Source organism: Thermus brockianus (assembly GCF_001880325.1).
Lineage (GTDB): Bacteria > Deinococcota > Deinococci > Deinococcales > Thermaceae > Thermus > Thermus brockianus.
Window position 1 is genome coordinate 545,562 of record NZ_CP016312.1, and the last position, 23,109, is coordinate 568,670.

Here is a 23,109-nt window from a genome sequence, read left to right on the forward strand (position 1 = left end):
ATGGCCGGCGCCCAAGACCCAGAGGCGGTGCTGGCGGCCATCGCCCTTTGGCCCGAGCCCGACCGCTCCTTGGCCCTCCGCCTCCACGCCCTCGTCCAGGAAGCGGCCCCCCACCTCACCCTGCGGCTTTGGTACGGCATGCCGGCCTACGCCCTTAAGGGCAAGGTGGTTTGCTTCTTCCAGCCCGCCCACCGTTTTAAAACCCGCTACGCCACCTTGGGTTTCACCGACCAGGCTCGGTTGGACCAGGGGAGGATGTGGCCGGTGGCCTTCGCCCTAAAGGACCTGGGCCTCGAGGAGGAGGCCCAGGTCCAAGCCCTTCTGCGCCGGGCCGTGGGCTAGTCCGCTTCCACCTCCTCCGCCGCCTGGCGGCGGCCCGCTTTCCATTCCAGCCCCGCCCAGATAAAGTCCAAGAGGTCCCCGTCCAGGACGTTTTGCGGGTCAAAGCGCATGAGGCCGGTGCGGTGGTCCTTCACGTACTGCTTGTCCAGGACGTAGCTACGGATCTGGCTTCCCCACTCAATGGGCCGCACCTCCCCCTTGAGCTTGCGAAGCTCCTCCTGCTTCTTCTTCCACTCCAGCTCAAAAAGCCGGGAGCGGAGGACCTTCATGGCCAGTTCCTTGTTCTTGATCTGGCTCCGGGTGGCCTGGCAGGTGACGGTGATGCCCGTGGGCAGGTGAACGATGCGCACCGCCGAGTCCGTGGTGTTCACCCCTTGGCCCCCGTGGCCTTGGGAGCGGAACACGTCAATGCGCAGGTCCTCGGGGCGGATCACCACCTCCACGGTATCGTCCACCTCCGGCATCACCTCCACCCCGGCGAAGGAGGTGTGGCGGCGGCCCGAGGCGTCAAAGGGGGAGGGGCGCACCAGGCGGTGGACCCCCGCCTCGGGGGAAAGGAGGCCGTAGGCGTTCTCCCCCTTGATGAGGAGCTGGGCGTAGTCAATCCCCGCCTCCGGCCCCGGGGTGAGGTCCACCACCTCCACCTGGAAGCCCTGGCGCTCGGCGAAGCGGGTGTACATCCTTAGGAGCATCTCCGCCCAGTCGCAGGCTTCCGTGCCCCCCGCCCCGGGCTGGATAGTGAGGATGGCGTTCTTCTCGGCGTGGGGGAAGGCGAGGAGGGTTTCGTGGTAGAGGTCCTCTAGCTTTCCGGCCGCCTCCTCCAGCTCGGGCCTTAGGGCCTCCCGCTCCTCGGCGGGAAGCTCCTCCCAAAGCTCCAGGAGGCCCTGGAGGTCGCTTTCCAGCTGGCGGAAGGTGTCCACCACCCGCCGGTGGCGGGCTGCTTCCTGGCTTATCCGGCGGGCCTCCTCCGGGTTCTGCCAGAGGGTGGGGTCCTCGAGGCGCTGGTTTAGCTCTTTGAGCCGGGCTTCCTTTCCGGGGATGTCAAAGATACCCCCGGAGGCTCTCTAGGCGTTTGGCGAGAAGGTCCAGGTCCATACCGCTTTCAGTATACCGCAAAACCCCCTCTTGATAATACCTCGCGCAACATTTATTATAAGTAAACCGGAGGTGGTAGCATGGAGCTCGGGGAACTCGTTCAAAGGCTTCGTCAAGACTACCCCAAGGGGCTTTCCGGGGAGCGGGACGCCCTGGTGACCCTCTTGGTCCAGCGGGGCTACCCCCACGCCGAGGCGGTGCGCCTGGCCCAGGCCCTCGAGGCCCAGGGCTACGCCCACTTCCTCCCCGGGGCCAAAAGCCGCTGGTTCTTCACGGAAAAACCCTTAGACCTCCAGGCCCTGATGCGGGCTTTGGACCAGGAGTACCGGGAGTTCGTGGGCGAAGGGGACGAGGAGGAAGAAGCCCTCGCCTTCCTCACCGCCCAGCTGGAAGGGGACCGGGCAGTGGCCCGGGAGGTGCTGGAGGCCCTCCGCCTGGCGGGCTACGTGGAAACCGCCTACAGTCCCGAGCTGGAAAGGAACCGGCTTTTCTTCCGGTTCCCCGAAGCCTTAAGGCTTTGGGGCTAGTCTGCCGCCTGGGCCAAGACCATCTCCGCCGTGCTCACCCGGGCTCCCAGGGCCTTGAGGCGCTCCTCCAGGTGCTCGTACCCCCGCTCCAGGAAGTAGACCCCCTCAATCTCCGTGGTCCCTTCCGCGCTCAAGGCCGCCACCACCAAGGCCCCGCCAGCGCGGATGTCCAGGGCCTTCACCTGGGCCCCGTGGAGGCGCCGGCCGTGGACCAAAAGCGTCCGGTCCCGGAGGTAGAGCTCCGCCCCCATGCGGGCCAGCTCCCCCACGTGGGTGAAGCGGTCGGGATAAACCCGGTCGCTCACGGCGCTTTGCCCGGGCACCGTGGCCAGGTAGGCGGTCACAATGGGCTGCAGGTCCGTGGGGAAACCGGGGTACTCCCGGGCCTCCACGGAAAAAGGCGCGGGCTCGGGGGTGGCCGCGAAACGGATCCAGTCGGGCCCCACCACCAGGCGGTGCCCCGCCTGGTGGAGCTTGTCCAAAAGGGCGTCCAGGTGGTCGGGCCGCACCTCCCGCAGGGTAATGGACCCCCGGGTGGCCGCCGCCGCCAGGAGGTAAGTGCCCGCCTCTATGCGGTCCGGGATGATGCGGTAGCGCCCCCCCCTTAGGCGGCTTGCCCCTTTCACATGCACAATGGCGCTCCCCAGGCCCCGAACCTCCACCCCCAGCATGGAGAGGAAGCGGCCGAGGTCCTCCACCTCCGGTTCCATGGCCGCCTGGACCAAGGTGGCCTCGCCCCCCAAGGCCACGGCCAGCATGGCCTGCTCCGTTCCCCCCACCGTGGGCAGGTCAAAGACCACCCGCCCCGAAAGGGGGCGCAGGCGCCGGGCGTAGAAGGTCCCTTCCTCCTCCACCACCTCGGCCCCCAAGGCCCGGAGGGCCTTCACGTGCTGGTCCACGGGGCGGGCGCCGAAAGCGCACCCCCCGGGCAGGGAGATCCTGCCCTCCCCTACCCGGGCCAAGAGGGCACCCCAGACGATGAAGCTCGCCCGCATCTGCCCCACCAGCTCGTAAGGGGCGTGGGTGTTGCGGATCTCGGGGGTGTGGAGGTGCAGGGTACGCCCTTCCCACTGGTAATGGGTCCCCAGGTGGGCGAGAAGCTCCAGCATCACCTCCACGTCCCGAAGCCTGGGCACCTCCACCAGGGTGATGGGTTCCGGGGTGAGGAGGCTTGCCGCCAGAATGGGCAAGGCGGCGTTTTTAGCCGGGTAGACCCGAAGCTCCCCGGACAGGGGAGATCCCCCTTCAATCCGCAGAATCCGCCTCCCCGTGTCCGTGAGCATCATACTCACCTTACTCAAGATGAGGATATACAGGGGCATGTGCATTGTCAAGGCGATGCGGTTTTTGCTACACTACCCGCCAAGGAGCGGTATGCCCAAGAAGGAGAAGAAGCGGCTACAGGTGGTCATCTCCGAGGAACAGGACGCCCTCTTGACCCGGGCGGCCTACGCCCTCTCCAGCCCCGAGCGCCTGGTTTCCAAGTCGGAGGTGGTGCGCCTGGCCATCGCCAAAATCGTCCAGGAACTGGAGCAAGGGAAGGAGGAGCTGGCCGAACTCCTGAAACGCCTGGAACCCGAGGAAGAAACCTCCTAAAATGACCCGGATGCTCCTGGCCGGGCGGTACCGCCTCGAGGCCCCCCTGGGTTCCGGGGGTATGGCCGAGGTTTGGCAAGCCCTGGACGAGCGCTTGGGGCGCCGGGTGGCGGTCAAGCTCCTCCACCCCCGCGCCTTGCCTCCCGAGCGGGAGCGGTTTCTCCTGGAGGTACGGGCCCTTTCCCGCCTCTTCCACCCCGGCATCGTCCAAGTGTTGGACCTGGGGGAGGAGGAGGGGCGGCCCTACTTCGTCATGGAGCTGGTGGAAGGGGGCACCTTTGACCGGCTGGGCCCCTTTGAGGAGGGGCCGGAAGGGGATCGCATCCTCCTGGCGGCCGCCCAGGTCATGGAGGCCCTGGCCCACCTCCACGCCCAGGGCATCCTCCACCGGGACCTCACCCCCAAAAACATCCTCCTCACCAAGGAGGGCTACCCCAAGGTGATGGACTTCGGCCTCGCCTACCTCCTCCAGGAAAGCCGCCATCTGACCCGCACGGGCTATACCCTGGGCACCCCCACCTACATGGCCCCGGAACAGGCCAAAGGCCTCCCCCTCACCCCCAAGGCCGACCTCTACAGCCTAGGGGCCGTCCTCTACCGCACCCTCACGGGCCGCCCCCCCTTTGAGGGGGAGAACGACCAGGCGGTGCTCTACCAGCACGTGTACGAGGAGCCCAAGCCCCCGGAGGCCCTTAACCCCGCCATCCCCAAAGGGGTGGGACAGGCGGTCCTGGGCCTTTTGGCCAAACACCCCGAGGAGCGCCCCGCCCACCCCGACCTCTTCCACAGCGCCCTGAGGGAGTTCCAGGCCTTGCGCCTAGCCACTCCCCGGGCGGGCGCCAGCCGCTCCGGCCACTACCCCTTGGCCCCCGACCCCCGGCGGCTGGCCCTCAAGGGGAAGCTGGACCTAGGGGGGGAGGCCGCCTGGCCCGGGGAGATGGTCCATGCCGGGGGCAGGGTTTACCTGGGGGTAGGGCGGGGCCTGGTGGAGGTGGACCTCCTCACGGGAGAGGTGCGCCGGGAAGCCCTCCCCGAGGAGGTCACCGCCCCCCCGGTGGTGCGGGGCGGGGTCTATGTGGGCAGCTGGGACGGGAAGGTGCGGCGCTTCCGCGGCCGCCACCTGGAGTGGTTCATGGAAACGGGGGCGGAGGTGACCGCCGCCCCTTTGGCCTTGGGCGAGCGGGTCTATGTGGCGAGCCGCGACGGCACCCTGTACGCCTTCCACAAGGACGCCCCCCTTTTCCGCTTCCGGGCCGGGGGGCACCTTTCCGCAAGCCCCACCTTCTACCGGGGGCTTCTCTTCGTGGGCTCGGAGGACGGGTGGCTTTACGCCCTAGACCCGGAAACGGGCGCCCTCCGCTACAAGGTGCGCACGGGCCCCATCCACGCTCCGGTGGCGGCGGGGCGGGGCCTCCTTTTCATCCCCACCTGGGAAGGGGAGGTGTACGCCTTTGACCCCCTGAGCCGGGAAACCCTCTGGAACGCGGCGGTGGAAGGCGAGATCTGGGGAGGCCTCGCCCTGGATGGGGAGCGGGTTTACGTGGCCGCCTGGGATGGGGTCCTCCGGGCCTTGGACGCCGCCACGGGGGAGGAGGTGTGGAGCCTCGAGGTGGGCAAGGTGACGGCGGGGCTTTCCTACGCCTCGGGGCACGTCTTCGTGGCCACGGAGGAGGACCGCTTCCTGGCGGTGGACCGGCGGGGCCAGGTGGTCTTTGAGGCCACGGGGCTTGGTGCGGTGCAGGTGCCTCCCCTCCCCTTGCCGGGAGAGGTCCTGGTGGCAAGCCTCTCGGGCAAGCTCTACCGCTTCGCCGTAGGATAGGGGCATGAAGGCCATCCAGACCGACAGAGCCCCTCAGGCCATCGGTCCCTACAGCCAGGCGGTGCGGGCTTTGGGCTTCGTCTTCGTTTCCGGCCAGATCCCCCTCACCCCCGAGGGCACCCTGGTGGAAGGGGACATCCGCGCGCAGACCGAGCGGGTGATGGAAAACCTCAAGGCCATCCTCGAGGCGGCGGGCTCGGGGCTTGACCGGGTGGTCCAAACCACCTGTTTCTTGGCCGATATGGAGGACTTTCCCGGCTTCAACGAGGTCTACGCCCGCTACTTCGCCCCTCCCTACCCCGCCCGGGCCACGGTGGCGGTCAAAGCCCTGCCCCGGGGGGTACGGGTGGAGGTGGCCTGCGTGGCCCTGGCGGAATGATGCGTCCCTGCAAAAAAGCGTAGAATAGCGCCATGGCGCACGAAGCCCACCTGGAGGATCTGGAAGGCCGCTTTCGCGCGGGAGACGTGCGGGCTTTGGCCCGGGCCCTCACCCTGGTGGAGGCGGGACACCCCCTGGGCCAGGCCCTCCTCAAACGGGTGCGGGGCCAAGGGAGGGCCAAGGTGGTGGGCATCACGGGAAGCCCGGGGGCGGGGAAGAGCACCCTCACCGACCGCCTCATCCTCGAGGCCCGCAAGCGGGGCGAGAAGGTGGGGGTGCTGGCCGTAGACCCCAGCAGCCCTTTTACCGGCGGGGCCATCCTGGGGGACCGGATCCGCATGATGCGCCACCACCAAGACCCTGGGGTCTACATCCGCTCCCTGGCCTCCCGGGGCGCCCTAGGAGGGCTCGCCGGGGCCACGGTGGCCGCCTTGGCCCTCCTGGAGGCCTTCGGTTTTGACCGCATCTTCGTGGAAACCGTGGGGGTGGGCCAGAGCGAGGTGGACATCGCCCGGGTGGCGGACACCACCCTCCTCGTCCTCACCCCAGCGGCGGGGGATGCGGTACAGGCCTTCAAGGCGGGGGTCATGGAGATCGCCGACCTCTTTGCCGTGAACAAGTTTGACCTTCCGGGCGGGGAGCGGCTCATCCAGGAGCTCAAAAGCGCCCTGGAACTCTCGCCCCCAAGGCCCGGGGGCTGGCGCCCCCCCATCTACCCCACGGTGGCGGCCACGGGGGAGGGGGTGGAGGAGCTCTTTGAGGGCCTCGAGGCCCACCACCGCCACCTCCTGGAGCATGGCCTCCTGGAAGGCCACCGCCTGGAGCGGGCCCGGTTTGAGGTGGAAAGCGTCCTCCAAGAATGGGGCCGGCGCCGCACGCAAAGCGCCGGGGAACTGGTCCGGCGCGTGGCCCAAGGCGAGCTCTCCCCCGAGGAGGCCGCCCTCGCCCTCCTGGACCCCAGCGCCAAGCCGGCCTAGCCCCTAGGGTAGCGCAACAGGGCCTTGCGCAGCATCTCCCGCTCGTTGGGGTAGGAAAGCCGGTTCAAGGCCTCGGCCACCGGCAAGAAGTAGGCAGCCTCCACCTCGGAAAGCTGGGGCCGAGGCTCCCCACCCCGGTAGGCCATGAGGAAGTAGTGCACTTCCTTGCTCACCGTTACCGGGACGTCCCCATCCTTCACCGTGAAGTAGTAACGCACCTTTCCCAGGGGGGAGAGCACCGCCGCCTCCACCCTGGTTTCCTCCCGTACCTCCCGCACCGCGGTCTCCGGGTAGCGTTCCCCCGGCTCCACCTGGCCCTTGGGCAAGGTGACCACCTTTCCTCCTTTTAGGGACACCACCAGGACCTCGGGAGGATCCCCCCGGAGGACCACCCCCCAGCGGAAACCACCCGCTTCCTGGCTGTCCGCATCTGCCGCTTCCTGCGCAAGGCCCCGCTCCTCAGCAACAAAAAAGGGCGCCCGAAGGCGCCCCCAAGGATCCGAAAAGGGGAAAGCAGAGGCCCTATGCTCCTTAGAAAGGAGGTGATCCAGCCGCACCTTCCGGTACAGCTACCTTGTTACGACTTCGCCCCAGTCACGGGCCCTACCCTCGGCGCCTGCCCTAAGGCTCCCGGCGACTTCGGGTAGAACCCGCTCCCATGGCGTGACGGGCGGTGTGTACAAGGCCCGGGAACGTATTCACCGCGGCATGGCTGATCCGCGATTACTAGCGATTCCGGCTTCATGGGGTCGGGTTGCAGACCCCAATCCGAACTACGCCCACCTTTCCGCGATTCGCTCCCTGTCGCCAGGTCGCCTCGCTCTGTAGTGGGCATTGTAGCACGTGTGTCGCCCAGGCCGTAAGGGCCATGATGACCAGACGTCGTCCCCGCCTTCCTCCTGCTTTCGCAGGCAGTCCCGTTAGAGTGCCCGGCTTAACCCGCTGGCAACTAACGGCAGGGGTTGCGCTCGTTGCGGGACTTAACCCAACATCTCACGACACGAGCTGACGACGGCCATGCAGCACCTGTGCTAGGGCTCCCCTCGCGGGGCACCCCACCCTTTCAGGCAGGTTCCCTAGCATGTCAAGGCCTGGTAAGGTTCTTCGCGTTGCTTCGAATTAAACCACATGCTCCACCGCTTGTGCGGGCCCCCGTCAATTCCTTTGAGTTTCAGCCTTGCGGCCGTACTCCCCAGGCGGCGCGCTTAACGCGTTGGCTTCGGCCCCCAGAAAACCCAGAGACCTAGCGCGCATCGTTTAGGGCGTGGACTACCCGGGTATCTAATCCGGTTTGCTCCCCACGCTTTCGCGCCTCAGCGTCACGAACGAGCCAGGTGGCTGCCTTCGCTATCGGCGTTCCTCCCGGTATCTGCGCATTTCACCGCTACTCCGGGAATTCCACCACCCCTCCCGCCGTCTAGCCTGAGCGTATCCCACGCTCCCCCACGGTTGAGCCGTGGTCTTTCACATGGGACGCCCCAAGCCGCCTACACGCCCTTTACGCCCAGTAAATCCGGGTAACGCTCGCGCCCTCCGTATTACCGCGGCTGCTGGCACGGAGTTGGCCGGCGCTATTACCTGGGTACCGTCATCCCCCTCATCGGGGCTTTCGTCCCCAGTTCAGGAGTTTACACCCCGAAGGGCTTCCTCCTCCAAGCGGCGTCGCTCCGTCAGGCTTGCGCCCATTGCGGAAGATTCCTAACTGCTGCCTCCCGTAGGAGTGGGGCCCGTGTCTCAGTGCCCCTGTGGCCGGCCATCCTCTCAGACCGGCTACCCGTCGTCGCCTTGGTGGGCCTTTACCCCACCAACTAGCTGATGGGACGCGGGCCCATCCGGAAGCGGACTCTCGCCCTTTAATCATGCCCCACAGGACATGACCACATGCGGGATTAGCCCGAGTTTCCCCGGGTTGTCCCACACTTCCGGGTAGGTCACCCACGCGTTACTCACCCGTCCGCCGCTGACCACGGAGTAAAACCCCATGGCCCGCCCGACTTGCATGTCTTAGGCACGCCGCCAGCGTTCACCCTGAGCCAGGATCAAACTCTCCAAAGAAAAACGCCACTAGGGCGTTGGTTGCGTGTTTGCTTGGACCTCTGCTCTCCCCTTTTCAAGATCCCCCTGCTTGGGCTTTCGCCCGCGCAGCAAAAGCTATGCTATCAACCTTCCCCCTTCTTGTCAACACCCCCTAGGCGGCGGATCTCCTCAATGAAGCGCTCCACGGAGTCAAACTCCCGGCAGACGGAGGCGAAGCGGATGTAGGCCACGTGGTCCAACTCGCGCAGGAAAGCCATGGCCTTAAGGCCGATTTCCTCCGAGGAAATCTCTGGGCCCGCCACCTGGTCCTCAAAGGTGTAGGCGAAACGCCGCAAGGCCTCCTGGTCCACGGGGCGCTTCTCGCAGGCCAAGAGGAGGCCCCGGAGGAGCTTGTCCGGGTTGAAGGGTTCCTTACGCCCATCCCGCTTCACCACCATCAGGGGCTCTAGCTGCGTGCGCTCGTAGGTGGTGAAACGGCGGCCGCAACCGGGGCACTCCCGGCGGCGGCGGATGGCCGCCCCCTCGTCGGAGGGGCGGGAGTCCACCACCCGCGTGTCGGGATGGCCGCAGTAGGGGCATTTCATGGGACTTCCCGCAGGAGCTCGTACACCTCAGGGGAGGTGGGGGGCTCGGGGAGCTGCACCTCCAGCACCACCCCCCGGATGCCCTCGGACACCATGGACCCAAGGCCCAAGGCGGCCCGCACCAAGGCCTGGTCGTAGGCCTCCCCCACGGGGTCGCGGGAGGGCACCACCCCGTTCACCCGCACCCCGGGGAAGGTGCGGCTGGCCCCCTCAATGAGCCCCTCCACCGCCTTGCGCACGGAAAGGGTGTGGGGCTCCATGCGGGCGGAAGGGGGCAGGACCAAGGTGACAAACCCCCCACCCGCCAGGTGCCGGAGGCCGTGTTGCAGGACGTAGAGGCTACTCTTCACGTCCTGGCTCATGAGGTCGTACCACTCCCCTTCCAAAAGCTCCACGAAGGGGGTCTTGCTCTCGGCGGTGGTCACGTGGACGATGCCGTCCAAAAGGCCGAAGAGCTCCTCCACCTTCTCAAAGGTGTTGGTCACGTCCAAGACCACGCTCATATCCCCCCGGATGGGGATGGCCGTGGCCCCCAAGGCCTCCACCTCGGAGGCCACGGAGGTGGCCAGCTCCACGTCCGGGTCCACGGCGATGACCGTGGCCCCGTTCCGCCCGTAGCCGTGGGCGATGGCCCGCCCGAAGCCCCGGCCGGCCCCGGTCACCATGACGATCCGCCCCTCGAGGCCCAACAGGTCCCGTGACATCAGGCCCATTGTAAGGGAAAATGAAGGCATGGCCCGAATCCGCGTGGCCCAAGGGGACATCACCGAGTTCCAGGGGGACGCGATCGTCAACGCCGCCAACAACTACCTGAAGCTGGGGGCAGGGGTGGCGGGGGCCATCCTGCGCAAAGGGGGCCCCTCCATCCAGGAGGAGTGCGACCGCATCGGCAAAATCCGCGTGGGGGAGGCGGCGGTCACGGGGGCGGGGAACCTCCCCGTCCGCTACGTGATCCACGCCGCCGTCTTGGGAGACGAGCCGGCGAGCCTGGAAACGGTGCGCCAGGCTACCCAAAGCGCCCTAGCCAAGGCGGTGGAGCTCGGCCTAAAGACCGTGGCCTTTCCCCTTTTGGGCACCGGGGTGGGGGGGCTTCCCGTGGCGGAGGTGGCGCGGGTGATGCTGGAGGAGATCAAGAAGGCCCCGGACACCCTCGAGGTCACCCTCTACGGCTACCGGGAAGAGGACGCCGAGGCCATCCGCCGGGCCCTCTAGAGGGGTTTGCGGAAGCAGACGATGCGCTCCACCTCTTCGTAGCCCAGGTGGCGGTGGGCCTCCTGGCCGAGGAGGTTCGCGAGCGCCGCATCCGAGGCCATCTCCCGACACCCCTTGGCCCTGGCCCAGGCCTCGGCCGCCTCCACCAAGGCCCGCCCCACCCCCCGGCGCCTCCAGGAGGGCAGCACATACCACCCCTCCAAATACCCCACGGGCCGGGTTTCGCATCCTTCGGCGTAGGGGCGGAGGGAAACCTCCACGAAACCCACCAAGCGCCCTTCGGCTTCCGCCACGAAAGCCATCGCTTGGGGATCCCGCAGGAGGGCTTCCACCTCCTCCGCCTCGTCCCCGCCCTCGGGCCAAAGCTGGACCCGCAAGGCCAGGTAGTCCGCCAGCTCCTCCCGCCTTAGGGGCCGGATCCTCACGGCGCCCGCTCCTCTTCTTGGCCAGGGGAGGCCTTGGGGAAGTACCCCTCGGCCAAGGCTTTCAGGTCCTCCCCGTCCACCTTGCCGTCCCCGTTTTGGTCCCCCTTAAGGCCCTCGCCCTCCTTGCCCAGGTTCTGCGCCACCTCCCAAAGGGCGGCGAAGGGCTTGCCCCGGGGCAAGGGCTGGCCTAGGGGCTTTCCTTCCTTGTCATAGAGGACCACCTTGGGGGAAAGCCTGGGGGCGAGGGGCTTCGCAGGGGTGAGGAGGAGGCGGAAGGCCTCCTGGTCCTTGAGGGGCTTGGCGAAGGCCATGTCCAGGCGCAGGAGGCTAGAGGCGGGGTCAAAGTCCAGGAGGTAGGCGGGGCTTAGGGCCTTAAGGCTTTCCAGGGCGGGGGTGAGGTCCTTCAGGGGAAGCTCCAGCTGGAAGCCCACCGCCTCCCTTACCTCCACCCGCCCAAGGAGGAGGAAGGGGGCCTCCACCTGGGCCTGGGGAGCCACCAGGGTAAGCCTAGGCAGGGGCGGGTCGGAAACGGTGAGGGTGAGCTTCTGGGCCCGGCTGTTCTTGGCCCCGTCCTCCACGGTGAGGATGAGGGAGAACTGGCCCTTTTCCTTGGGCACCCCGCTAAGCCGCCCCCCTTGGAAGACGAGGCCCTGGGGGAGCCTACCCTCCAGGCTGAAGCTGTAGGGCCTCACCCCCCCTTCGGCGCTGAAGGCGGCGCTATAGGGCTCGCCCAAGTAGGCGGGGGGAAGGGTGGTGGCGGTGAGGCGGAGGGCCTCGAGGCCCGTCCCGCCCGGGTCCTGGGTGCCGCAGGCGGCCAGGAGGAGGAGAAGGGGCCAGGCCTTGCGCATAGGAAAAGCCTAACCGCTATAGTTGAAGGCATGATTAAGCCGGACTGGTGGATCCGGGAGATGGCCAAAAAGGGGATGATAGAGCCCTTTGAGGAGAGGCTCGTGCGGGAAGGGGTCATCAGCTACGGCCTTTCCTCCTTCGGCTACGACCTAAGGGCCGCCCCGGAATGGAAGATCTTCACCAACGTTTTCTCCACCGTGGTGGACCCCAAGAACTTTGACGCGCGGAGCTTCGTGGAGTACGAGGGCGAAGAGGTCATCATCCCCCCCAACTCCTTCGCCCTCACCCGGAGCATAGAGTACATCCGCATGCCGGAAAACGTGATCGCCATTGCCTTGGGCAAGAGCACCTACGCCCGGTGCGGCATCGTGGCCAACGTGACCCCCTTGGAACCGGGCTGGGAAGGCCACGTGACCCTGGAGATCTCCAACACCACCCCCCTCCCCGCCAAGGTCTACGCCGGGGAGGGCATCGTGCAAATCCTCTTCCTGGAAGGCCCTAGGCCCGAAACCACTTACAAGGACCGCAAGGGCAAGTACCAGGGGCAAAGGGGCATTACCCTGCCCCGGGTGTAGGCTATGGGGGTGCGCGTCCTCCTCCTTCTCCTCGTCCTCCTTAGCGCCTGCAAGGGTGAGAGCATGAAGCCCCTTCCCTACCTTTCGGAAAAGCCCGTGCGCTCCTTCAAGGCCCCTGAGCCGGTGCTAAAGCCCGGCAAGGACTACTACGCCCGCCTCAGGACCACCCAAGGGGATATCCTCTTGGACCTTCTGGAGAAGGAAACGCCCAACACGGTGAACTCCTTCGTCTTCCTGGCCCTTCACCGCTACTTTGACGGGGTGGTCTGGCACCGGGTCATCCCCGGCTTCGTGGCCCAGACGGGGGACCCCACGGGCACGGGCCGGGGTGGGCCCGGCTACACCTTTGGCCTGGAGATCGTCCCGGGCCTGGCCTTTGACCGGGAGGGCCTGGTGGGCATGGCCCGCACCCAGGACCCCAACTCCAACGGGAGCCAGTTCTTCATCACCCTGGCCCCCACCCCCCACCTCACGGGGCAGTACACCCTCTTCGCCAAGGTGGTGGAGGGGATGGAGGTGGTGCGCCGCCTGGCCCCCACGGAGGGCCCCGGGGCCAGGGCGACCCCGGACCGCATCCTCAGCGTGGAAATCCTCGTGAAGGAATGATCCCCGAAGGCACCCGCTTCCTCCTCCCCCCCGAGGCCCGGCTCAAGGCCGAGCTCCAAAGGCGGCTCCAGAAGCTCTTCTGGCAGCACGGCTACGAGCCCGTGGAGCTTCCCGCCCTCGAGGCCTTTGACCCTAGCCATCCCCTGGCGGAAAGGGCCTTCAAGCTGGTGGACAAGACGGGGGAGGTGCTCGCCCTAAGGAGCGAGTTCACCACCCTTCTCGCTAAGCTCCTAAGGCCCCACCTGAAGGAAGGGGCCCACCGCTTCCAGTACGCCGGGGCCCTTTGGCTACGGGAAGGGGATGCGGAGCTTGGGCGGCTTCGCGAGTACACCCAGGTGGGGCTAGAGCTCATCGGGGTCACGGGGCCCAAGGCGGACGCGGAGGTCCTCCACCTGGCCTTTGCCGCCCTCGAGGCCCTGGGCCTAGACGGGGTGGTGGAGGTGGGCCTGCCGAGCCTGGTGGGGGAGGTGCTCAAGGCCTCGGGCCTGCCGGAAGGGGCTAGAAGGGCGGCGCAGGCCGCCATCCACCGCAAAAACCTCCCCGAGCTTTCCGCCCTCCTCGCCCGCCACCCGGTGCCGGAAGGGGTGAAGAAGGCCCTCCTCGCCCTCCCTGACCTCTACGGGGAACCAGAGGTCCTAAAGGAGGCCAAGGCCCTGCCCCTCCCCCCAAGGCGCAGAAGGCCCTGGCCGACCTGGAGAGGACCCTGAAGCTTCTGGAAAGGCCCGTCCTCCTGGACCTGGGTATGGCCCGGCGGTACGAGTACTACTCGGGCATCTTCTTCCGGGCCTACACCCCGGGCTTCGGCCTGCCCCTCCTGGGGGGTGGGCGGTACGATGGGGCCCTTCTGCCCCAAGCGGCGGGCTTCGCCTTGGGGGTGGAACGGGCCCTGGAGGCCCTAAAGCTTCCCCAGGCGGAGGAACCCCCTGAGGTCTTGGCCCTGGACCTGAAGGCCCTCCGCCACTTCGCCCGGGAAAGGCGGGTGGAGCTTTACCACGGGGAAGACCCCGTGGCCTACGCCAAGGCCAAAGGCATCCCCTACCTGGCGGAAGGGGAGCGCATCTGGGAGGTGGTGTGAAGCGCTACGCCCTCACCGTGGCCCTGCCCAAGGGAAGGATGTTCCAGGAGGCCTACGAGGCCCTCCGGCGGGCGGGCCTTCCCCTTCCCCCCATCCAGGACCCCCGGGCCCTCCTCCACGGGGAGGAAGGGGGCGTGGCCCTTCTGGAGCTCCGCAACAAGGACGTGCCGGTCTACGTGGACCTGGGCATCGCCGAGATCGGGGTGGTGGGGAAGGATGTCCTCCTGGACTCGGGGCGGGACCTCTACGAGCCCGTGGACCTGGGCTTTGGCGCCTGCCGGCTCTCCCTCATAAGGCGCCCGGGGGACACCTCCCCCATCCGCCGCATCGCCACCAAGTACCCCAACTTCACCGCCCGCTTCCTCAAGGAACGGGGCTGGGTGGCGGACGTGGTGGAGCTTTCCGGCAACATTGAGCTCGCCGCGGTCACGGGCCTGGCGGACGCCGTGGTGGACGTGGTGCAGACCGGGGCCACCTTGAGGGCGGCGGGGCTTGTGGAGGTGGAGGTCCTCGCCCACTCCACCGCCCGGCTCGTGGTGAACCGGCAGGCCCTCAAGCTCAAGCGCTCCCTCCTCAAGCCCCTCATCGCTAAGCTGAGAAACCGTGACCGAGACCCGTAGAAAGCGCATAGAAGAGGTGCTCAAGCGAAGGCAGCCCGACCTCACGGTGCTCCTGGAGAACGTGCACAAACCCCACAACCTCTCCGCCATCCTCCGCTCCTGCGACGCCGTGGGGGTCCTCGAGGCCCACGCCGTGAACCCCACGGGGGGCGTGCCCACCTTCAACGAGACCAGCGGGGGAAGCCACAAGTGGGTCTACCTGCGGGTCCACCCGGACACCCCTTCCGCCTTCCGCTTCCTCCGGGAAAGGGGCTTCCGCATCTACGCCACCGCCCTCCGGGAGGACGCCCAGGACTTCCGCGAGGTGGACTACACCAAGCCCACCGCCATCCTCCTCGGGGCGGAGAAGTGGGGGGTTTCCGAGGAGGCCTTGGCCCTGGCGGATGGGGCCATCAAGATCCCCATGTTTGGGATGGTGCAGAGCCTCAACGTGAGCGTGGCGGCGGCGGTCATCCTCTTTGAGGCCCAACGGCAACGCCTAAAGGCGGGGCTCTACGAAAGGCCCCGCCTGGACCCCGAGCTCTACGCGAGGGTGCTGGCGGACTGGCTTAGGAAGTGACGTAGGTGAGCCAGCCCTCGTACTCGGGCCGCCTGCCCGTCACCACCTCCAAATAGACCTCCCGCAGGCGCAAGGCGATGGGCCCCGCGGTGCCTTGCCCGATGGGGCGCCAGTCAATCATGGACACGGGGGTCACCTCGGCGGCGGTGCCCGTCATGAAGACCTCGTCCGCCATGTAGAGCTGGTCGCGGGTGGCCCGCACCACCTGGACCTCGTAGCCTAGGTCCTGGGCGAGGCGGATCACGGTGTCCCGGGTGATGCCCTCGAGGTTCACCGAGTGCTCCAGGGCGTAGATGACCCCGTCCCGCACGAAGAAGAGGTTCTCCCCGCTCCCCTCGGCCACGTAGCCCTCCTCGTCCAGAAGGAGGGCCTCATCGGCCCCTGCGGCCACCGCCTCCATCTTGGCCAGGGCGGAGTTCACGTAGTTCCCCCCACCTTGGCCTTGCCCGGCATCACGTTAGCGGGGAAGCGGGCCCAGGAGCTGGTGATGAGCTTGGCGCCCTTGCGCACCGCCTCCTCTCCCAGGTAAGCCCCCCACTCCCAGGCGGCCACCATGACCTCCGCCGGATTGTTGGGCAGGGGGTTTACCCCTAAGGCCTTCGCCCCCATCCAGGCCAGGGGACGGATGTAGCAGCTTTTGTAGCCGTTTCGCCGCACCACCTCCTTTATGGCCTCCTCTAGCTCCTCGGGAGCGAAGGGGATTTCCATGCGCAGCACCTTGGCGGAGTTGTAAAAGCGCCGCACGTGTTCCTTCAAGCGGAAGATGGCGGGGCCTTTGGGGGTTTCGTAGGCCCGGATGCCCTCAAACACGCTGGTCCCGTAGTGCAGGGCATGGCTTAAGACGCTGGTCTTGGCCTCCTCCTGGGGCACCAGCGCCCCGTTCATCCAGATAAGCCCCGCTTTGATGTGCACATCCCCGCCTTTGGCCTCAGGCTTGGTCATGGCGAACCTCCGCCCCCATCATAACGCCATCTTCCCCGTGGGAAAAAAGGCGTAGGGCGTCGAAGACCTCCCGGGCCTCCTGCGCCAAAGCCTGGGCCACCGAGGCCTTGAGGCTCCCTTCCCGGTGGATGAGGTAAACGGTGCGCCCGGCCCCAGGGGGTAGGAGGGGCCTTAGGTGGGCCCGCTTCCCGGGAGGGAGGGTCCAAAGGGCCACCTCTGGCAGGAGGGTGAGCCCTCCCACCTCCTCCACCAGGCGCATGAGGGTTTCCAGGTCTCCGCTTTGGAACTCCACGGCCCGCCTCCTAAGGCTTGGCCGGCAAACGGAAAGGACCTGGTCGCGGAAGCAGTGCCCCTCCGAGAGCACCCACGTGTCCTCCAGCGGGATCTCCAAGGGGTGAAGGGCCGTCTTGGCATAGAGAGGGTGGCGTGGGGAAATGTAGGCCAGGAAAGCCTCGGTGAAGAGGGGGTAGGCCTTAAGGCCGGGCACCTTCTCCTCCGTGCCCACCAGGCCCGCATCCAGTTGGCCTTCCTCTAGGCCCCTAAGGATACCCGGGGTAAGCTCCTCCCGCACCGCCACCTCGATGGCCGGATACTTTTCCGTAATCCGCGGGAGCAGGCGGGGAAGGAGGTAGGGGGCCAGGGTGGGGATGACCCCGATGCGAAAAGACCCTTGGAATACCCCTTCCTCCCCCCGGGCCAAGGCCTTCAGGCGCTCCACCTCCTCCAACACCCGCCGCGCCTGGGCCACCACCGCCTGCCCCACCTCCGTGGGCCTGCCCTTCTTACGGTCAAAAAGCCGCACGCCCAAAGCCTCTTCCAGCTTCCGGATCTGAACGCTCAGGGCGGGTTGGGTGAGGTACACGCGCTCCGCCGCCCGGGTAAAGCTCCCCTCCTCGGCCAAGACCACGAGGTAGCGCAGCTGGGCTAAGGTGATGTTCATAATGCTATTTTATGGGCAGAAACAACGCAATCTATTGGACTTATAAATCCCCCTTGCCTAAGGTGGAAAGTGCCGGGCGGGAAAGCCCGCCCAGGCAAAGGAGGTAGGTATGTTCCTGAGAATAGACCGGTTGCAGATTGAGTTGCCCATGCCCAAGGAGCAGGACCCCAACGCCGCCGCCGCGGTGCAGGCCCTTCTGGGCGGTCGCTTCGGGGAGATGTCTACCCTGATGAACTACATGTACCAGTCCTTCAACTTCCGGGGGAAGAAGGCGCTTAAGCCCTACTACGACCTCATCGCCAACATCGCCACGGAGGAGCTTGGGCACATTGAGCTCGTTTCCGCCACCATCAACAGCCTCCTGGCCAAAAACCCCGGAAAGGACCTGGAGGAAGGGGTAGACCCCGTGAGCGCCCCCTTGGGCTTCGCCAAGGACGCCCGCAACGCCGCCCACTTCATCGCCGGGGGGGCCAACACCCTGGTGATGGGGGCCATGGGAGAGCACTGGCACGGGGAGTACGTCTTCACCAGCGGCAACCTCATCCTGGACCTTCTCCACAACTTTTTCCTGGAGGTGGCGGCCCGCACCCACAAGCTCCGGGTCTACGAGATGACGGATAACCCCGTGGCCCGGGAGATGATCGGCTACCTCCTGGTGCGGGGTGGGGTCCACGCCGCCGCCTACGGCAAGGCCCTGGAAACCCTTACCGGGGTGGAGATGACCAAGATGCTCCCCATCCCCCGGATTGACAACAGCAAGATCCCCGAGGCCAAGAAGTACATGGACCTGGGCTTCCACCGCAACCTCTACCGCTTTAGCCCCTCCGATTACCAGGACCTGGGCCTTATCTGGAATGGGGCTTCCCCCGAGGACGGGAGCGAGGTGGTGGTGGACGGCCCCCCCACGGGCGGCCCCGTGTTTGACGCCGGCCACGACGCCGCCGAGTTCGCCCCCGAGTTCCACCCCGCCGAGCTCTACGAGATCGCCAAGAAGCTCTACGAGAAGGCCAAGTAGCCGCCTTCGCTAGCCTGGCCCGTAGCGCCCTCCGGGAAGGGCCCGGGCCAGGCCCTTGATCTCCAGGAGGGCGAGAAGGGAAAGCACCCTTTCCGGGGGCAATCCCGCGGCCTGGGCCAGGTCCTCCGGCAGCGCTTCCCCCTGGGAAAGGAGGGCGTAAAGGGCGGCCTCCTCCGGGGAAAGCTCCGGAGGGGCCTTGGGCTTAGGGGAAAACCCTAGGTAGGAAAGGACGTCCCCGGCCTCGAGGACGGGGTACGCCCCGTCCTGGATGAGGCGGTTTGCCCCCAAGGAGGCGGGGTCCGTGGGCCGGCCCGGCACCGCCAGGACCTCCTTTCCCAGTTCCAGGGCGTGCTTGGCCGTGATGAGGGCCCCGGAGTCCAGGGGAGCCTCCACCACCAACACCGCCCGGGCAAGCCCAGCGATGAGCCGGTTCCGCCTGGGGAAGAACTCGGGCTTAGGCCCTGTCCCCAAGGGAAACTCGGAAACCAGGTCCATGCGCCCCGCCAAGGGGCGGTGTTCGGGCGGATAGACCCGGTCCAGGGCGCTCCCCAAAACGCCCAGGGTCCGCCCGCCCCCTTCCAAAGCCCCCAGGTGGGCCTCCCGGTCTATGCCCCGGGCCAGGCCCGAAACCACCCAAAGCCCCGCCTCCGCCAGCTCCCGGGCAAGCCTCCGGGCGAAGCCCAGGGCCCAGGGGGAGGCCTTGCGGGTACCCACGACGGCCACCGCCCGCTCCTCCGGAGGCAACGCTCCCCGAAGGTACAGGTGGGTGGGGGGCTGGGGAAGCCTCCTTAAGCTTTCAGGAAAATCCTCCTCCCAAAGGCCGAGGATGCGTATCCCCAAACTCTCCGCCCGTCTTCTTTCCCCTTCCGCGCGCCTTTCCGCTTCCGGGTAAAGGCTTACCACCTCGGGAAAGCGCTCCCGGAGAAAGGCCAAAGGCTCTTCCTGGGTAAGGGCCTCCAGAAGTCGCTTGGGGCCAATCCCGGGGAGGAAGGCCAAGGCCAAGGGGTCCACGGCCTGGAGTATACTGAATAGCCTGGAAGGTCCGGCTTCTGGCCCCTTGGCCAAATCCAGGAAGCCGGGATCACCTAAACCATGAGCGAAAAGACGTATTCCGGTTTCATCGCCCTCGTGGGCAAGCCCAACGTGGGCAAGTCCACCCTGCTCAACAACCTCCTGGGGGTCAAGGTGGCCCCCATCAGCCCCAAACCCCAGACCACGAGGAAACGCCTCAGGGGGATCCTCACCGAGGGGAACCGCCAGATCGTCTTCGTGGACACCCCGGGCCTGCACCAGCCCATGGACGCCCTGGGGGAATTCATGGACCAGGAGGTCTACGAGGCCTTGGCGGACGTGAACGCCGTGGTCTGGGTGGTGGACCTGCGCCACCCCCCCACCCCGGAGGACGAGCTGGTGGCCAAGGCGCTCAAGCCCCTGGTGGGCAAGGTCCCCATCCTCCTCGTGGGAAACAAGCTGGACGCCGCCAAGTACCCCGAGGAGGCCCTTAAGGCCTACCACGCCCTTCTGCCCGAGGCCGAACCCCGGATGCTCTCCGCCTTGGACGAGAAGCAGGTGGCGGGGCTTAAAGCCGAACTCTTGGCCCTTTTGCCCGAGGGTCCCTTCTTCTACCCCGAGGACTTCGCCAAAAGCGACCAGGACTTCGGGGAATGGGTGGCGGAGATCATCCGGGAAGAGGCCATGAAGCGGCTTTGGCACGAGGTACCCTACGCCATCGCCGTGAAGACCGAGGAGGTGGCGGAGCGGGAAAACGGGGTTTTGTACATCAAAGCCCTCCTCTACGTGGAACGCCCCTCGCAAAAGGGCATCGTCATCGGGGAGGGGGGGCGGAAGCTCAAGGAAATCGGCCAGGCGGCCAGGAAGCAGCTGGAGGTCTTCCTGAACCGGAAGGTGTACCTGGACCTCGAGGTCAAGGTCTACCCCGACTGGCGCAAGGACCCCGAGGCCCTACGGGAACTCGGCTACCGCTCCTCCATAGGGTGAGCCCGGGGGTTTTCCCTTGGGCACGGGAAGGGTAGCATAACCCTATGCCCTGGCTCCTTCCCCGCGAAATCGCCCCCCTGCACCAGAAGGCCCTGGACCGCTACTTGGGAAGCCTCACGGAAAAGCTTTCCGACCCCGGCGTGGACCGGAACGCCCTGGTGCGGGAGGAGCTTGCCCGCCTCCTCTATGGCCGGCCCTACCCCGAGCTCCTGGAAGTGAACCCCTTGGCGGCCATGGCCTTGGACCCCGAGGGCATCACCTTTGAGGCGGAGTACTACGCCGCCACCGACCTGGAGAAGTTCCGAAAGGTGAAGCCCCTCCTCTGGTTCTGGAAGGTCCTGGACCTCACCCCCATCGGCCAGTCCGTCCATTCCGGGGTGGCCCTACGGCGGGCCTTGGCCCCCTTCATCTTCAAGCGGGTGGGGAAAAACCCCAAGTTCTTCCAGAACGTGGAGTTCTCCGTGGGCTACAACCTGGAGCTAGGGGACGACGTGGTGGTCCACCGCTACGTCTTCTTGGACGATATCGGGGGGATTAAGATCGGCGACCGGACCTCCCTTTCCGATTACGTCAACGTCTACAGCCACACCCACCACGTCCTGGCCTCCCCCGACGTGACCCTGAAGGAAACCCTCATCGGCAGCGGGGTGCGCATCACCTACCACGCCACCATCCTGGCCGGGGTGCGCATCGGAGACGACGCCATGGTGGGCACGGGGGCCGTGGTTACCCGGGACATCCCCCCCCACGCCATCGCCTTGGGCATCCCCGCCCGCCCCGTGCGCTACAAGGTGCGCCACGACTGCCCCTACTGCCGCAAGGGGGAGCCCCACCCCTCGGACCTCGTCCCGAGGCTTCCCGACCGCAAGGGCAACCCCGACTACCCCGACTTCCTCCCCCCCGGCTTCGGCACCCGGGAGGCCTAGATGTGGACCAAGGAGGAACTGGACCGCTACCACCGGCAGATGATCCTGCCCCAGGTGGGGCCGGAAGGGCAGGCCCGGCTTAGGGAGGCCTCCGTGGCCGTGGTGGGGGCCGGGGGCCTAGGCGTGCCCGTCCTCCAGTACCTGGTGGCGGCGGGCGTGGGCCGGGTGGGGATTGTGGAGATGGACCGGGTGGAGCTTTCCAACCTCCACCGCCAGGTGCTCTACGCCACGGAGGACGTGGGCAAGCCCAAGGCCCTGGCGGCCAAGGAGCGCCTCCAGGCCCTAAACCCTCTGGTCCGGATTGACGCCTACCCCGTCCGCCTCACCTCGGAAAACGCCCTGGAAATCCTCAAGGACTACCAGGTCCTGGTGGACGCTTCCGACAACTTCCCCACCCGCTACCTGGTGAACGACGCCGCCGTTCTCCTCAACAAGCCCCTGGTCTTCGGGGCCATCTACCAGTTTGACGGACAGGTGGCGGTCTTCCACCACCCCACGGAGGAAGGGACCATGGGGCCTTGTTACCGGTGCCTCTTCCCCAAACCCCCGCCACCCGGCTCCGTCCCCTCCTGCGCCGAGGCCGGGGTCTTCGGCGTGCTTCCGGGCGTGGTGGGGGCCCTGATGGGGGCGGAGGTCCTCAAGGTCCTCTTGGGCCTGGGTAAGCCCTTGGCGGGCCACCTCCTCCTCTACGATGCCCTGGAGGCCAGCTTCCGCAAGCTCAAGGTGCGCCGCAACCCCACCTGCCCCGTGTGCGGGGATAACCCCACGCAACGGGAACTCATAGACTACGAAGCCTTTTGTGGCCTGTAAAAGGGGCCTGGGGCCTTACGCCCCAAGCCCCCCAAGGACCTTAGCGCTCCTCCAAGGGGATATAGGGCCTGTCCAACTCCCCGATGTACTTGGCGTCGGGGCGGAGGAGGCGGTTGTCCAGCTCCTTGTACTCCAGGATGTGCCCCACCCAGCCGGCGATGCGGGCCACGGCAAAGATGGGGGTGAAGAACTCCAGACCAAAGCCTAGGTCGGAGTAGACCACCCCGGAGTAGAAGTCCACGTTGGGGTAGATGCCCCGGGGGTTGAGCACCTTCCCCGCTTCCTCTTCCACGATCTTGAGGATCTGGTACTCCTGGGAGTGGCCGTGCTTTTCCGCCACCAAACGGGCCAGGCGCTCCAAGACCCCGGCCCGCGGGTCAAAGGCCTTGTAGACCCGGTGGCCCATGCCCATGATGCGCTCCTTCTTGGCGAGCTTTTCCCGCACCCAATCCCGGGCCCTTTCCGGGGTACCGATCTCCCGGATCATCTTCATCACCGCCTCGTTGGCCCCGCCGTGCCTGGGGCCCTTGAGGGAGGCCACGGCGGCGGTGATGGCGGAGTAGAGGTCGGTTTCCGTGGAAAAGGCGGCGATGGCGGTGAAGGTGCTGGCGTTAAAGCCGTGCTCCGCATGCAGGATCAGGGCAGCGTCCATGAGCCTTTCCTGCTCCGGGGAAGGCTCCACCCCGTTCGCCATGTAGAGGAAGTTGGCGGCGTGGGAAAGGTCCTCCCGCGGGGGGATGGGGGCTTTCCCTTCCTTAAGCCGCTTGTTGGCGGCCACGATGGTGGCGAACTTGGCGATGAGGTCCAGGCCCTTTTGGTAGAGGGCTTCCTTGGAGATGTCGTTCTCTGCGGGATCCAGCATGCCCAGCTCGGAGACGGCGGTGCGCAGGAAGCTCATAGGGTGGGCCGAAACGGGATAGCGCCGGAAGGACTCCAGGAGATGCTCCGGCAGGGCGCGGCGGGAAGCCAAATCCCTTTTGAAGGCTTGTAGCTCTTCTCGCTTGGGTAGTCTGCCGTGGAGGAGGAGGAAGGTGGTTTCCTCAAACGTGCTCTTTTCGGCAAGCTCCTGGATGGGGATGCCGTAGTAGTAGAGCTTTCCCGCCTCCCCGTCAATGAAGCACATCCGGCTTTCCGTGAACAGCACACCTTCTAGACCCCGTGCCACTTCCATACTAGCCTCCTTTTACGCACCCCAAGGGTG

At 66.7% G+C, this 23,109-nt stretch carries 24 protein-coding genes, 1 rRNA gene and 3 pseudogenes; 16 read left to right on the plus strand and 12 right to left on the minus strand.

Annotated elements, in window-relative coordinates; genetic code table 11:
* On the plus strand, positions 1-342 hold the full coding sequence (locus tag A0O31_RS02755; RefSeq protein WP_071676581.1) for an iron chaperone: 342 nt from the start codon (positions 1-3) through the stop codon (positions 340-342).
* Here A0O31_RS02755 and prfB read toward each other — a convergent pair.
* Positions 339-1,437 (minus strand): peptide chain release factor 2 gene (gene prfB / locus A0O31_RS02760; protein ID WP_152024389.1). Its coding sequence is split into 2 segments (ribosomal slippage): positions 339-1,385 and positions 1,387-1,437, totalling 1,098 coding nucleotides; the frame shifts between segments, so codons are not numbered across the junction. The genes A0O31_RS02755 and prfB overlap by 4 nt on opposite strands.
* 80 nt (positions 1,438-1,517) lie before the next feature.
* On the opposite strand from prfB, the gene A0O31_RS02765 reads away from it, so the two are divergent.
* Positions 1,518-1,964 (plus strand): hypothetical protein, encoded by a 447-nt coding sequence (locus A0O31_RS02765; RefSeq protein ID WP_071676583.1) that lies wholly within the window; start codon positions 1,518-1,520, stop codon positions 1,962-1,964.
* On the opposite strand, the gene murA is transcribed toward A0O31_RS02765, so the two are convergent.
* Positions 1,961-3,250: a UDP-N-acetylglucosamine 1-carboxyvinyltransferase gene (murA, locus tag A0O31_RS02770; RefSeq protein WP_071676584.1), complete on the minus strand. Its 1,290-nt coding sequence runs from the start codon at positions 3,248-3,250 to the stop codon at positions 1,961-1,963. The genes A0O31_RS02765 and murA overlap by 4 nt on opposite strands.
* Before the next feature lie 88 nt (positions 3,251-3,338).
* Here murA and A0O31_RS02775 point away from each other — a divergent pair, with 88 nt between their 5' ends.
* From A0O31_RS02775 to meaB, 4 genes are read left to right on the plus strand one after another with little or no spacing between them, the layout of a single operon-like run.
* Entirely contained in the window at positions 3,339-3,560 is a 222-nt protein-coding gene (locus A0O31_RS02775) for a transcriptional regulator (protein WP_071676585.1), read from the plus strand.
* A gap of 1 nt (position 3,561) precedes the next feature.
* Complete coding sequence (locus tag A0O31_RS02780) at positions 3,562-5,379, plus strand: protein kinase domain-containing protein (protein WP_071676586.1); 1,818 nt, start codon at positions 3,562-3,564, stop codon at positions 5,377-5,379.
* A 4-nt stretch (positions 5,380-5,383) separates the two neighbouring features.
* The gene (locus tag A0O31_RS02785; protein WP_071676587.1) at positions 5,384-5,758 is read left to right on the plus strand and encodes a RidA family protein; all 375 of its coding nucleotides are present in this window, start codon (positions 5,384-5,386) and stop codon (positions 5,756-5,758) included.
* A 32-nt stretch (positions 5,759-5,790) separates the two neighbouring features.
* Positions 5,791-6,735 carry a methylmalonyl Co-A mutase-associated GTPase MeaB gene (meaB, locus tag A0O31_RS02790; RefSeq protein ID WP_071676588.1) on the plus strand — a complete coding sequence of 315 codons (945 nt, stop codon included), beginning with the start codon at positions 5,791-5,793 and terminating at the stop codon, positions 6,733-6,735.
* Here the strand turns inward: meaB and A0O31_RS02795 are convergent.
* The 4 genes and pseudogenes from A0O31_RS02795 to A0O31_RS02810 form a co-directional block, all read right to left on the minus strand.
* Positions 6,732-7,183 (minus strand): annotated as a pseudogene (locus A0O31_RS02795) (NUDIX hydrolase). The gene meaB and the pseudogene A0O31_RS02795 sit on opposite strands and share 4 nt — an antisense overlap.
* Before the next feature lie 87 nt (positions 7,184-7,270).
* Positions 7,271-8,790: ribosomal RNA gene (locus tag A0O31_RS02800) — 16S ribosomal RNA — on the minus strand.
* Between the two features lie 104 nt (positions 8,791-8,894).
* Entirely contained in the window at positions 8,895-9,356 is a 462-nt protein-coding gene (nrdR, locus tag A0O31_RS02805) for a transcriptional regulator NrdR (protein ID WP_071676589.1), read from the minus strand.
* Positions 9,353-10,060, minus strand: a complete 708-nt coding sequence (locus A0O31_RS02810) for an SDR family NAD(P)-dependent oxidoreductase (RefSeq protein WP_152024390.1) — start codon at positions 10,058-10,060, stop codon at positions 9,353-9,355. The genes nrdR and A0O31_RS02810 overlap by 4 nt, the downstream gene beginning before the upstream one ends.
* A gap of 28 nt (positions 10,061-10,088) precedes the next feature.
* Here A0O31_RS02810 and A0O31_RS02815 point away from each other — a divergent pair, with 28 nt between their 5' ends.
* Positions 10,089-10,568, plus strand: coding sequence for a macro domain-containing protein (locus tag A0O31_RS02815; protein ID WP_071676590.1), 480 nt, complete (start codon positions 10,089-10,091; stop codon positions 10,566-10,568).
* Here the strand turns inward: A0O31_RS02815 and aac(6') are convergent.
* Together aac(6') and A0O31_RS02825 are read right to left on the minus strand one after the other, a co-directional pair.
* Positions 10,565-10,993, minus strand: coding sequence for an aminoglycoside 6'-N-acetyltransferase (aac(6'), locus tag A0O31_RS02820; RefSeq protein ID WP_071676591.1), 429 nt, complete (start codon positions 10,991-10,993; stop codon positions 10,565-10,567). The two genes, A0O31_RS02815 and aac(6'), sit on opposite strands and share 4 nt — an antisense overlap.
* Positions 10,990-11,841 (minus strand): putative Ig domain-containing protein, encoded by an 852-nt coding sequence (locus A0O31_RS02825; protein ID WP_071676592.1) that lies wholly within the window; start codon positions 11,839-11,841, stop codon positions 10,990-10,992. The genes aac(6') and A0O31_RS02825 overlap by 4 nt, the downstream gene beginning before the upstream one ends.
* A gap of 30 nt (positions 11,842-11,871) precedes the next feature.
* On the opposite strand from A0O31_RS02825, the gene dcd reads away from it, so the two are divergent.
* From dcd to trmH, 5 genes and pseudogenes are all read left to right on the plus strand, one after another.
* The gene (gene dcd / locus A0O31_RS02830) at positions 11,872-12,417 is read left to right on the plus strand and encodes a dCTP deaminase (RefSeq protein ID WP_071676593.1); all 546 of its coding nucleotides are present in this window, start codon (positions 11,872-11,874) and stop codon (positions 12,415-12,417) included.
* 3 nt (positions 12,418-12,420) lie between these two features.
* Positions 12,421-13,023 (plus strand): peptidylprolyl isomerase, encoded by a 603-nt coding sequence (locus tag A0O31_RS02835; protein ID WP_071676594.1) that lies wholly within the window; start codon positions 12,421-12,423, stop codon positions 13,021-13,023.
* Positions 13,020-14,098, plus strand: a pseudogene (locus tag A0O31_RS02840) (ATP phosphoribosyltransferase regulatory subunit). The gene A0O31_RS02835 and the pseudogene A0O31_RS02840 overlap by 4 nt, the downstream one beginning before the upstream one ends.
* The gene (gene hisG, locus A0O31_RS02845) at positions 14,095-14,718 is read left to right on the plus strand and encodes an ATP phosphoribosyltransferase (protein ID WP_071676595.1); all 624 of its coding nucleotides are present in this window, start codon (positions 14,095-14,097) and stop codon (positions 14,716-14,718) included. Before A0O31_RS02840 ends, hisG begins: the two are co-directional and overlap by 4 nt.
* Positions 14,702-15,277 carry a tRNA (guanosine(18)-2'-O)-methyltransferase TrmH gene (gene trmH, locus A0O31_RS02850; RefSeq protein WP_071676596.1) on the plus strand — a complete coding sequence of 192 codons (576 nt, stop codon included), beginning with the start codon at positions 14,702-14,704 and terminating at the stop codon, positions 15,275-15,277. Before hisG ends, trmH begins: the two co-directional genes overlap by 17 nt.
* Here the strand turns inward: trmH and A0O31_RS02855 are convergent.
* Both A0O31_RS02855 and A0O31_RS02860 read right to left on the minus strand, forming a co-directional pair.
* A pseudogene (locus A0O31_RS02855) lies at positions 15,267-16,219 on the minus strand (branched-chain amino acid transaminase). The gene trmH and the pseudogene A0O31_RS02855 overlap by 11 nt on opposite strands.
* Positions 16,206-17,159 carry a hydrogen peroxide-inducible genes activator gene (locus tag A0O31_RS02860; RefSeq protein WP_152024391.1) on the minus strand — a complete coding sequence of 318 codons (954 nt, stop codon included), beginning with the start codon at positions 17,157-17,159 and terminating at the stop codon, positions 16,206-16,208. Before A0O31_RS02860 ends, A0O31_RS02855 begins: the two are co-directional and overlap by 14 nt.
* Positions 17,160-17,268: 109 nt before the next feature.
* On the opposite strand from A0O31_RS02860, the gene A0O31_RS02865 reads away from it, so the two are divergent.
* Positions 17,269-18,174 carry a manganese catalase family protein gene (locus tag A0O31_RS02865; protein ID WP_071676597.1) on the plus strand — a complete coding sequence of 302 codons (906 nt, stop codon included), beginning with the start codon at positions 17,269-17,271 and terminating at the stop codon, positions 18,172-18,174.
* Between the two features lie 9 nt (positions 18,175-18,183).
* Here the strand turns inward: A0O31_RS02865 and dprA are convergent, their stop codons facing one another.
* Complete coding sequence (gene dprA / locus A0O31_RS02870) at positions 18,184-19,185, minus strand: DNA-processing protein DprA (protein WP_071676598.1); 1,002 nt, start codon at positions 19,183-19,185, stop codon at positions 18,184-18,186.
* Positions 19,186-19,266: 81 nt separating this feature from the next.
* On the opposite strand from dprA, the gene era reads away from it, so the two are divergent.
* The 3 genes from era to A0O31_RS02885 are packed head-to-tail and all read left to right on the plus strand — an operon-like array spanning position 19,267 to position 21,908.
* A complete protein-coding gene (gene era, locus A0O31_RS02875) occupies positions 19,267-20,172 on the plus strand; it encodes a GTPase Era (RefSeq protein ID WP_071676599.1) in 906 nt (301 codons plus the stop codon).
* A 44-nt stretch (positions 20,173-20,216) separates the two neighbouring features.
* On the plus strand, positions 20,217-21,098 hold the full coding sequence (locus A0O31_RS02880; protein ID WP_071676600.1) for an acyltransferase: 882 nt from the start codon (positions 20,217-20,219) through the stop codon (positions 21,096-21,098).
* A complete protein-coding gene (locus A0O31_RS02885; RefSeq protein WP_071676601.1) occupies positions 21,099-21,908 on the plus strand; it encodes a HesA/MoeB/ThiF family protein in 810 nt (269 codons plus the stop codon).
* A gap of 40 nt (positions 21,909-21,948) precedes the next feature.
* Here the strand turns inward: A0O31_RS02885 and A0O31_RS02890 are convergent, their stop codons facing one another.
* The gene (locus A0O31_RS02890) at positions 21,949-23,079 is read right to left on the minus strand and encodes a citrate synthase/methylcitrate synthase (RefSeq protein ID WP_071676602.1); all 1,131 of its coding nucleotides are present in this window, start codon (positions 23,077-23,079) and stop codon (positions 21,949-21,951) included.
* Between the last annotated feature and the right edge of the window lie 30 nt (positions 23,080-23,109).

Coding starts and splice junctions, on each gene's coding strand:
- A0O31_RS02775 (WP_071676585.1), top strand. CDS start 3,339: ATGCCCAAGAAGGAGAAGAAGCGGCTACAGGTGGTCATCTCCGAGGAA.
- A0O31_RS02825 (WP_071676592.1), bottom strand. CDS start 11,841: ATGCGCAAGGCCTGGCCCCTTCTCCTCCTCCTGGCCGCCTGCGGCACC.
- A0O31_RS02755 (WP_071676581.1), top strand. CDS start 1: ATGGCCGGCGCCCAAGACCCAGAGGCGGTGCTGGCGGCCATCGCCCTT.
- nrdR (WP_071676589.1), bottom strand. CDS start 9,356: ATGAAATGCCCCTACTGCGGCCATCCCGACACGCGGGTGGTGGACTCC.
- meaB (WP_071676588.1), top strand. CDS start 5,791: ATGGCGCACGAAGCCCACCTGGAGGATCTGGAAGGCCGCTTTCGCGCG.
- A0O31_RS02835 (WP_071676594.1), top strand. CDS start 12,421: ATGGGGGTGCGCGTCCTCCTCCTTCTCCTCGTCCTCCTTAGCGCCTGC.
- A0O31_RS02810 (WP_152024390.1), bottom strand. CDS start 10,060: ATGTCACGGGACCTGTTGGGCCTCGAGGGGCGGATCGTCATGGTGACC.
- A0O31_RS02865 (WP_071676597.1), top strand. CDS start 17,269: ATGTTCCTGAGAATAGACCGGTTGCAGATTGAGTTGCCCATGCCCAAG.
- A0O31_RS02785 (WP_071676587.1), top strand. CDS start 5,384: ATGAAGGCCATCCAGACCGACAGAGCCCCTCAGGCCATCGGTCCCTAC.
- A0O31_RS02860 (WP_152024391.1), bottom strand. CDS start 17,159: ATGAACATCACCTTAGCCCAGCTGCGCTACCTCGTGGTCTTGGCCGAG.
- A0O31_RS02765 (WP_071676583.1), top strand. CDS start 1,518: ATGGAGCTCGGGGAACTCGTTCAAAGGCTTCGTCAAGACTACCCCAAG.
- era (WP_071676599.1), top strand. CDS start 19,267: ATGAGCGAAAAGACGTATTCCGGTTTCATCGCCCTCGTGGGCAAGCCC.
- A0O31_RS02885 (WP_071676601.1), top strand. CDS start 21,099: ATGTGGACCAAGGAGGAACTGGACCGCTACCACCGGCAGATGATCCTG.
- A0O31_RS02780 (WP_071676586.1), top strand. CDS start 3,562: ATGACCCGGATGCTCCTGGCCGGGCGGTACCGCCTCGAGGCCCCCCTG.
- A0O31_RS02890 (WP_071676602.1), bottom strand. CDS start 23,079: ATGGAAGTGGCACGGGGTCTAGAAGGTGTGCTGTTCACGGAAAGCCGG.
- A0O31_RS02880 (WP_071676600.1), top strand. CDS start 20,217: ATGCCCTGGCTCCTTCCCCGCGAAATCGCCCCCCTGCACCAGAAGGCC.
- murA (WP_071676584.1), bottom strand. CDS start 3,250: ATGATGCTCACGGACACGGGGAGGCGGATTCTGCGGATTGAAGGGGGA.
- dcd (WP_071676593.1), top strand. CDS start 11,872: ATGATTAAGCCGGACTGGTGGATCCGGGAGATGGCCAAAAAGGGGATG.
- A0O31_RS02815 (WP_071676590.1), top strand. CDS start 10,089: ATGGCCCGAATCCGCGTGGCCCAAGGGGACATCACCGAGTTCCAGGGG.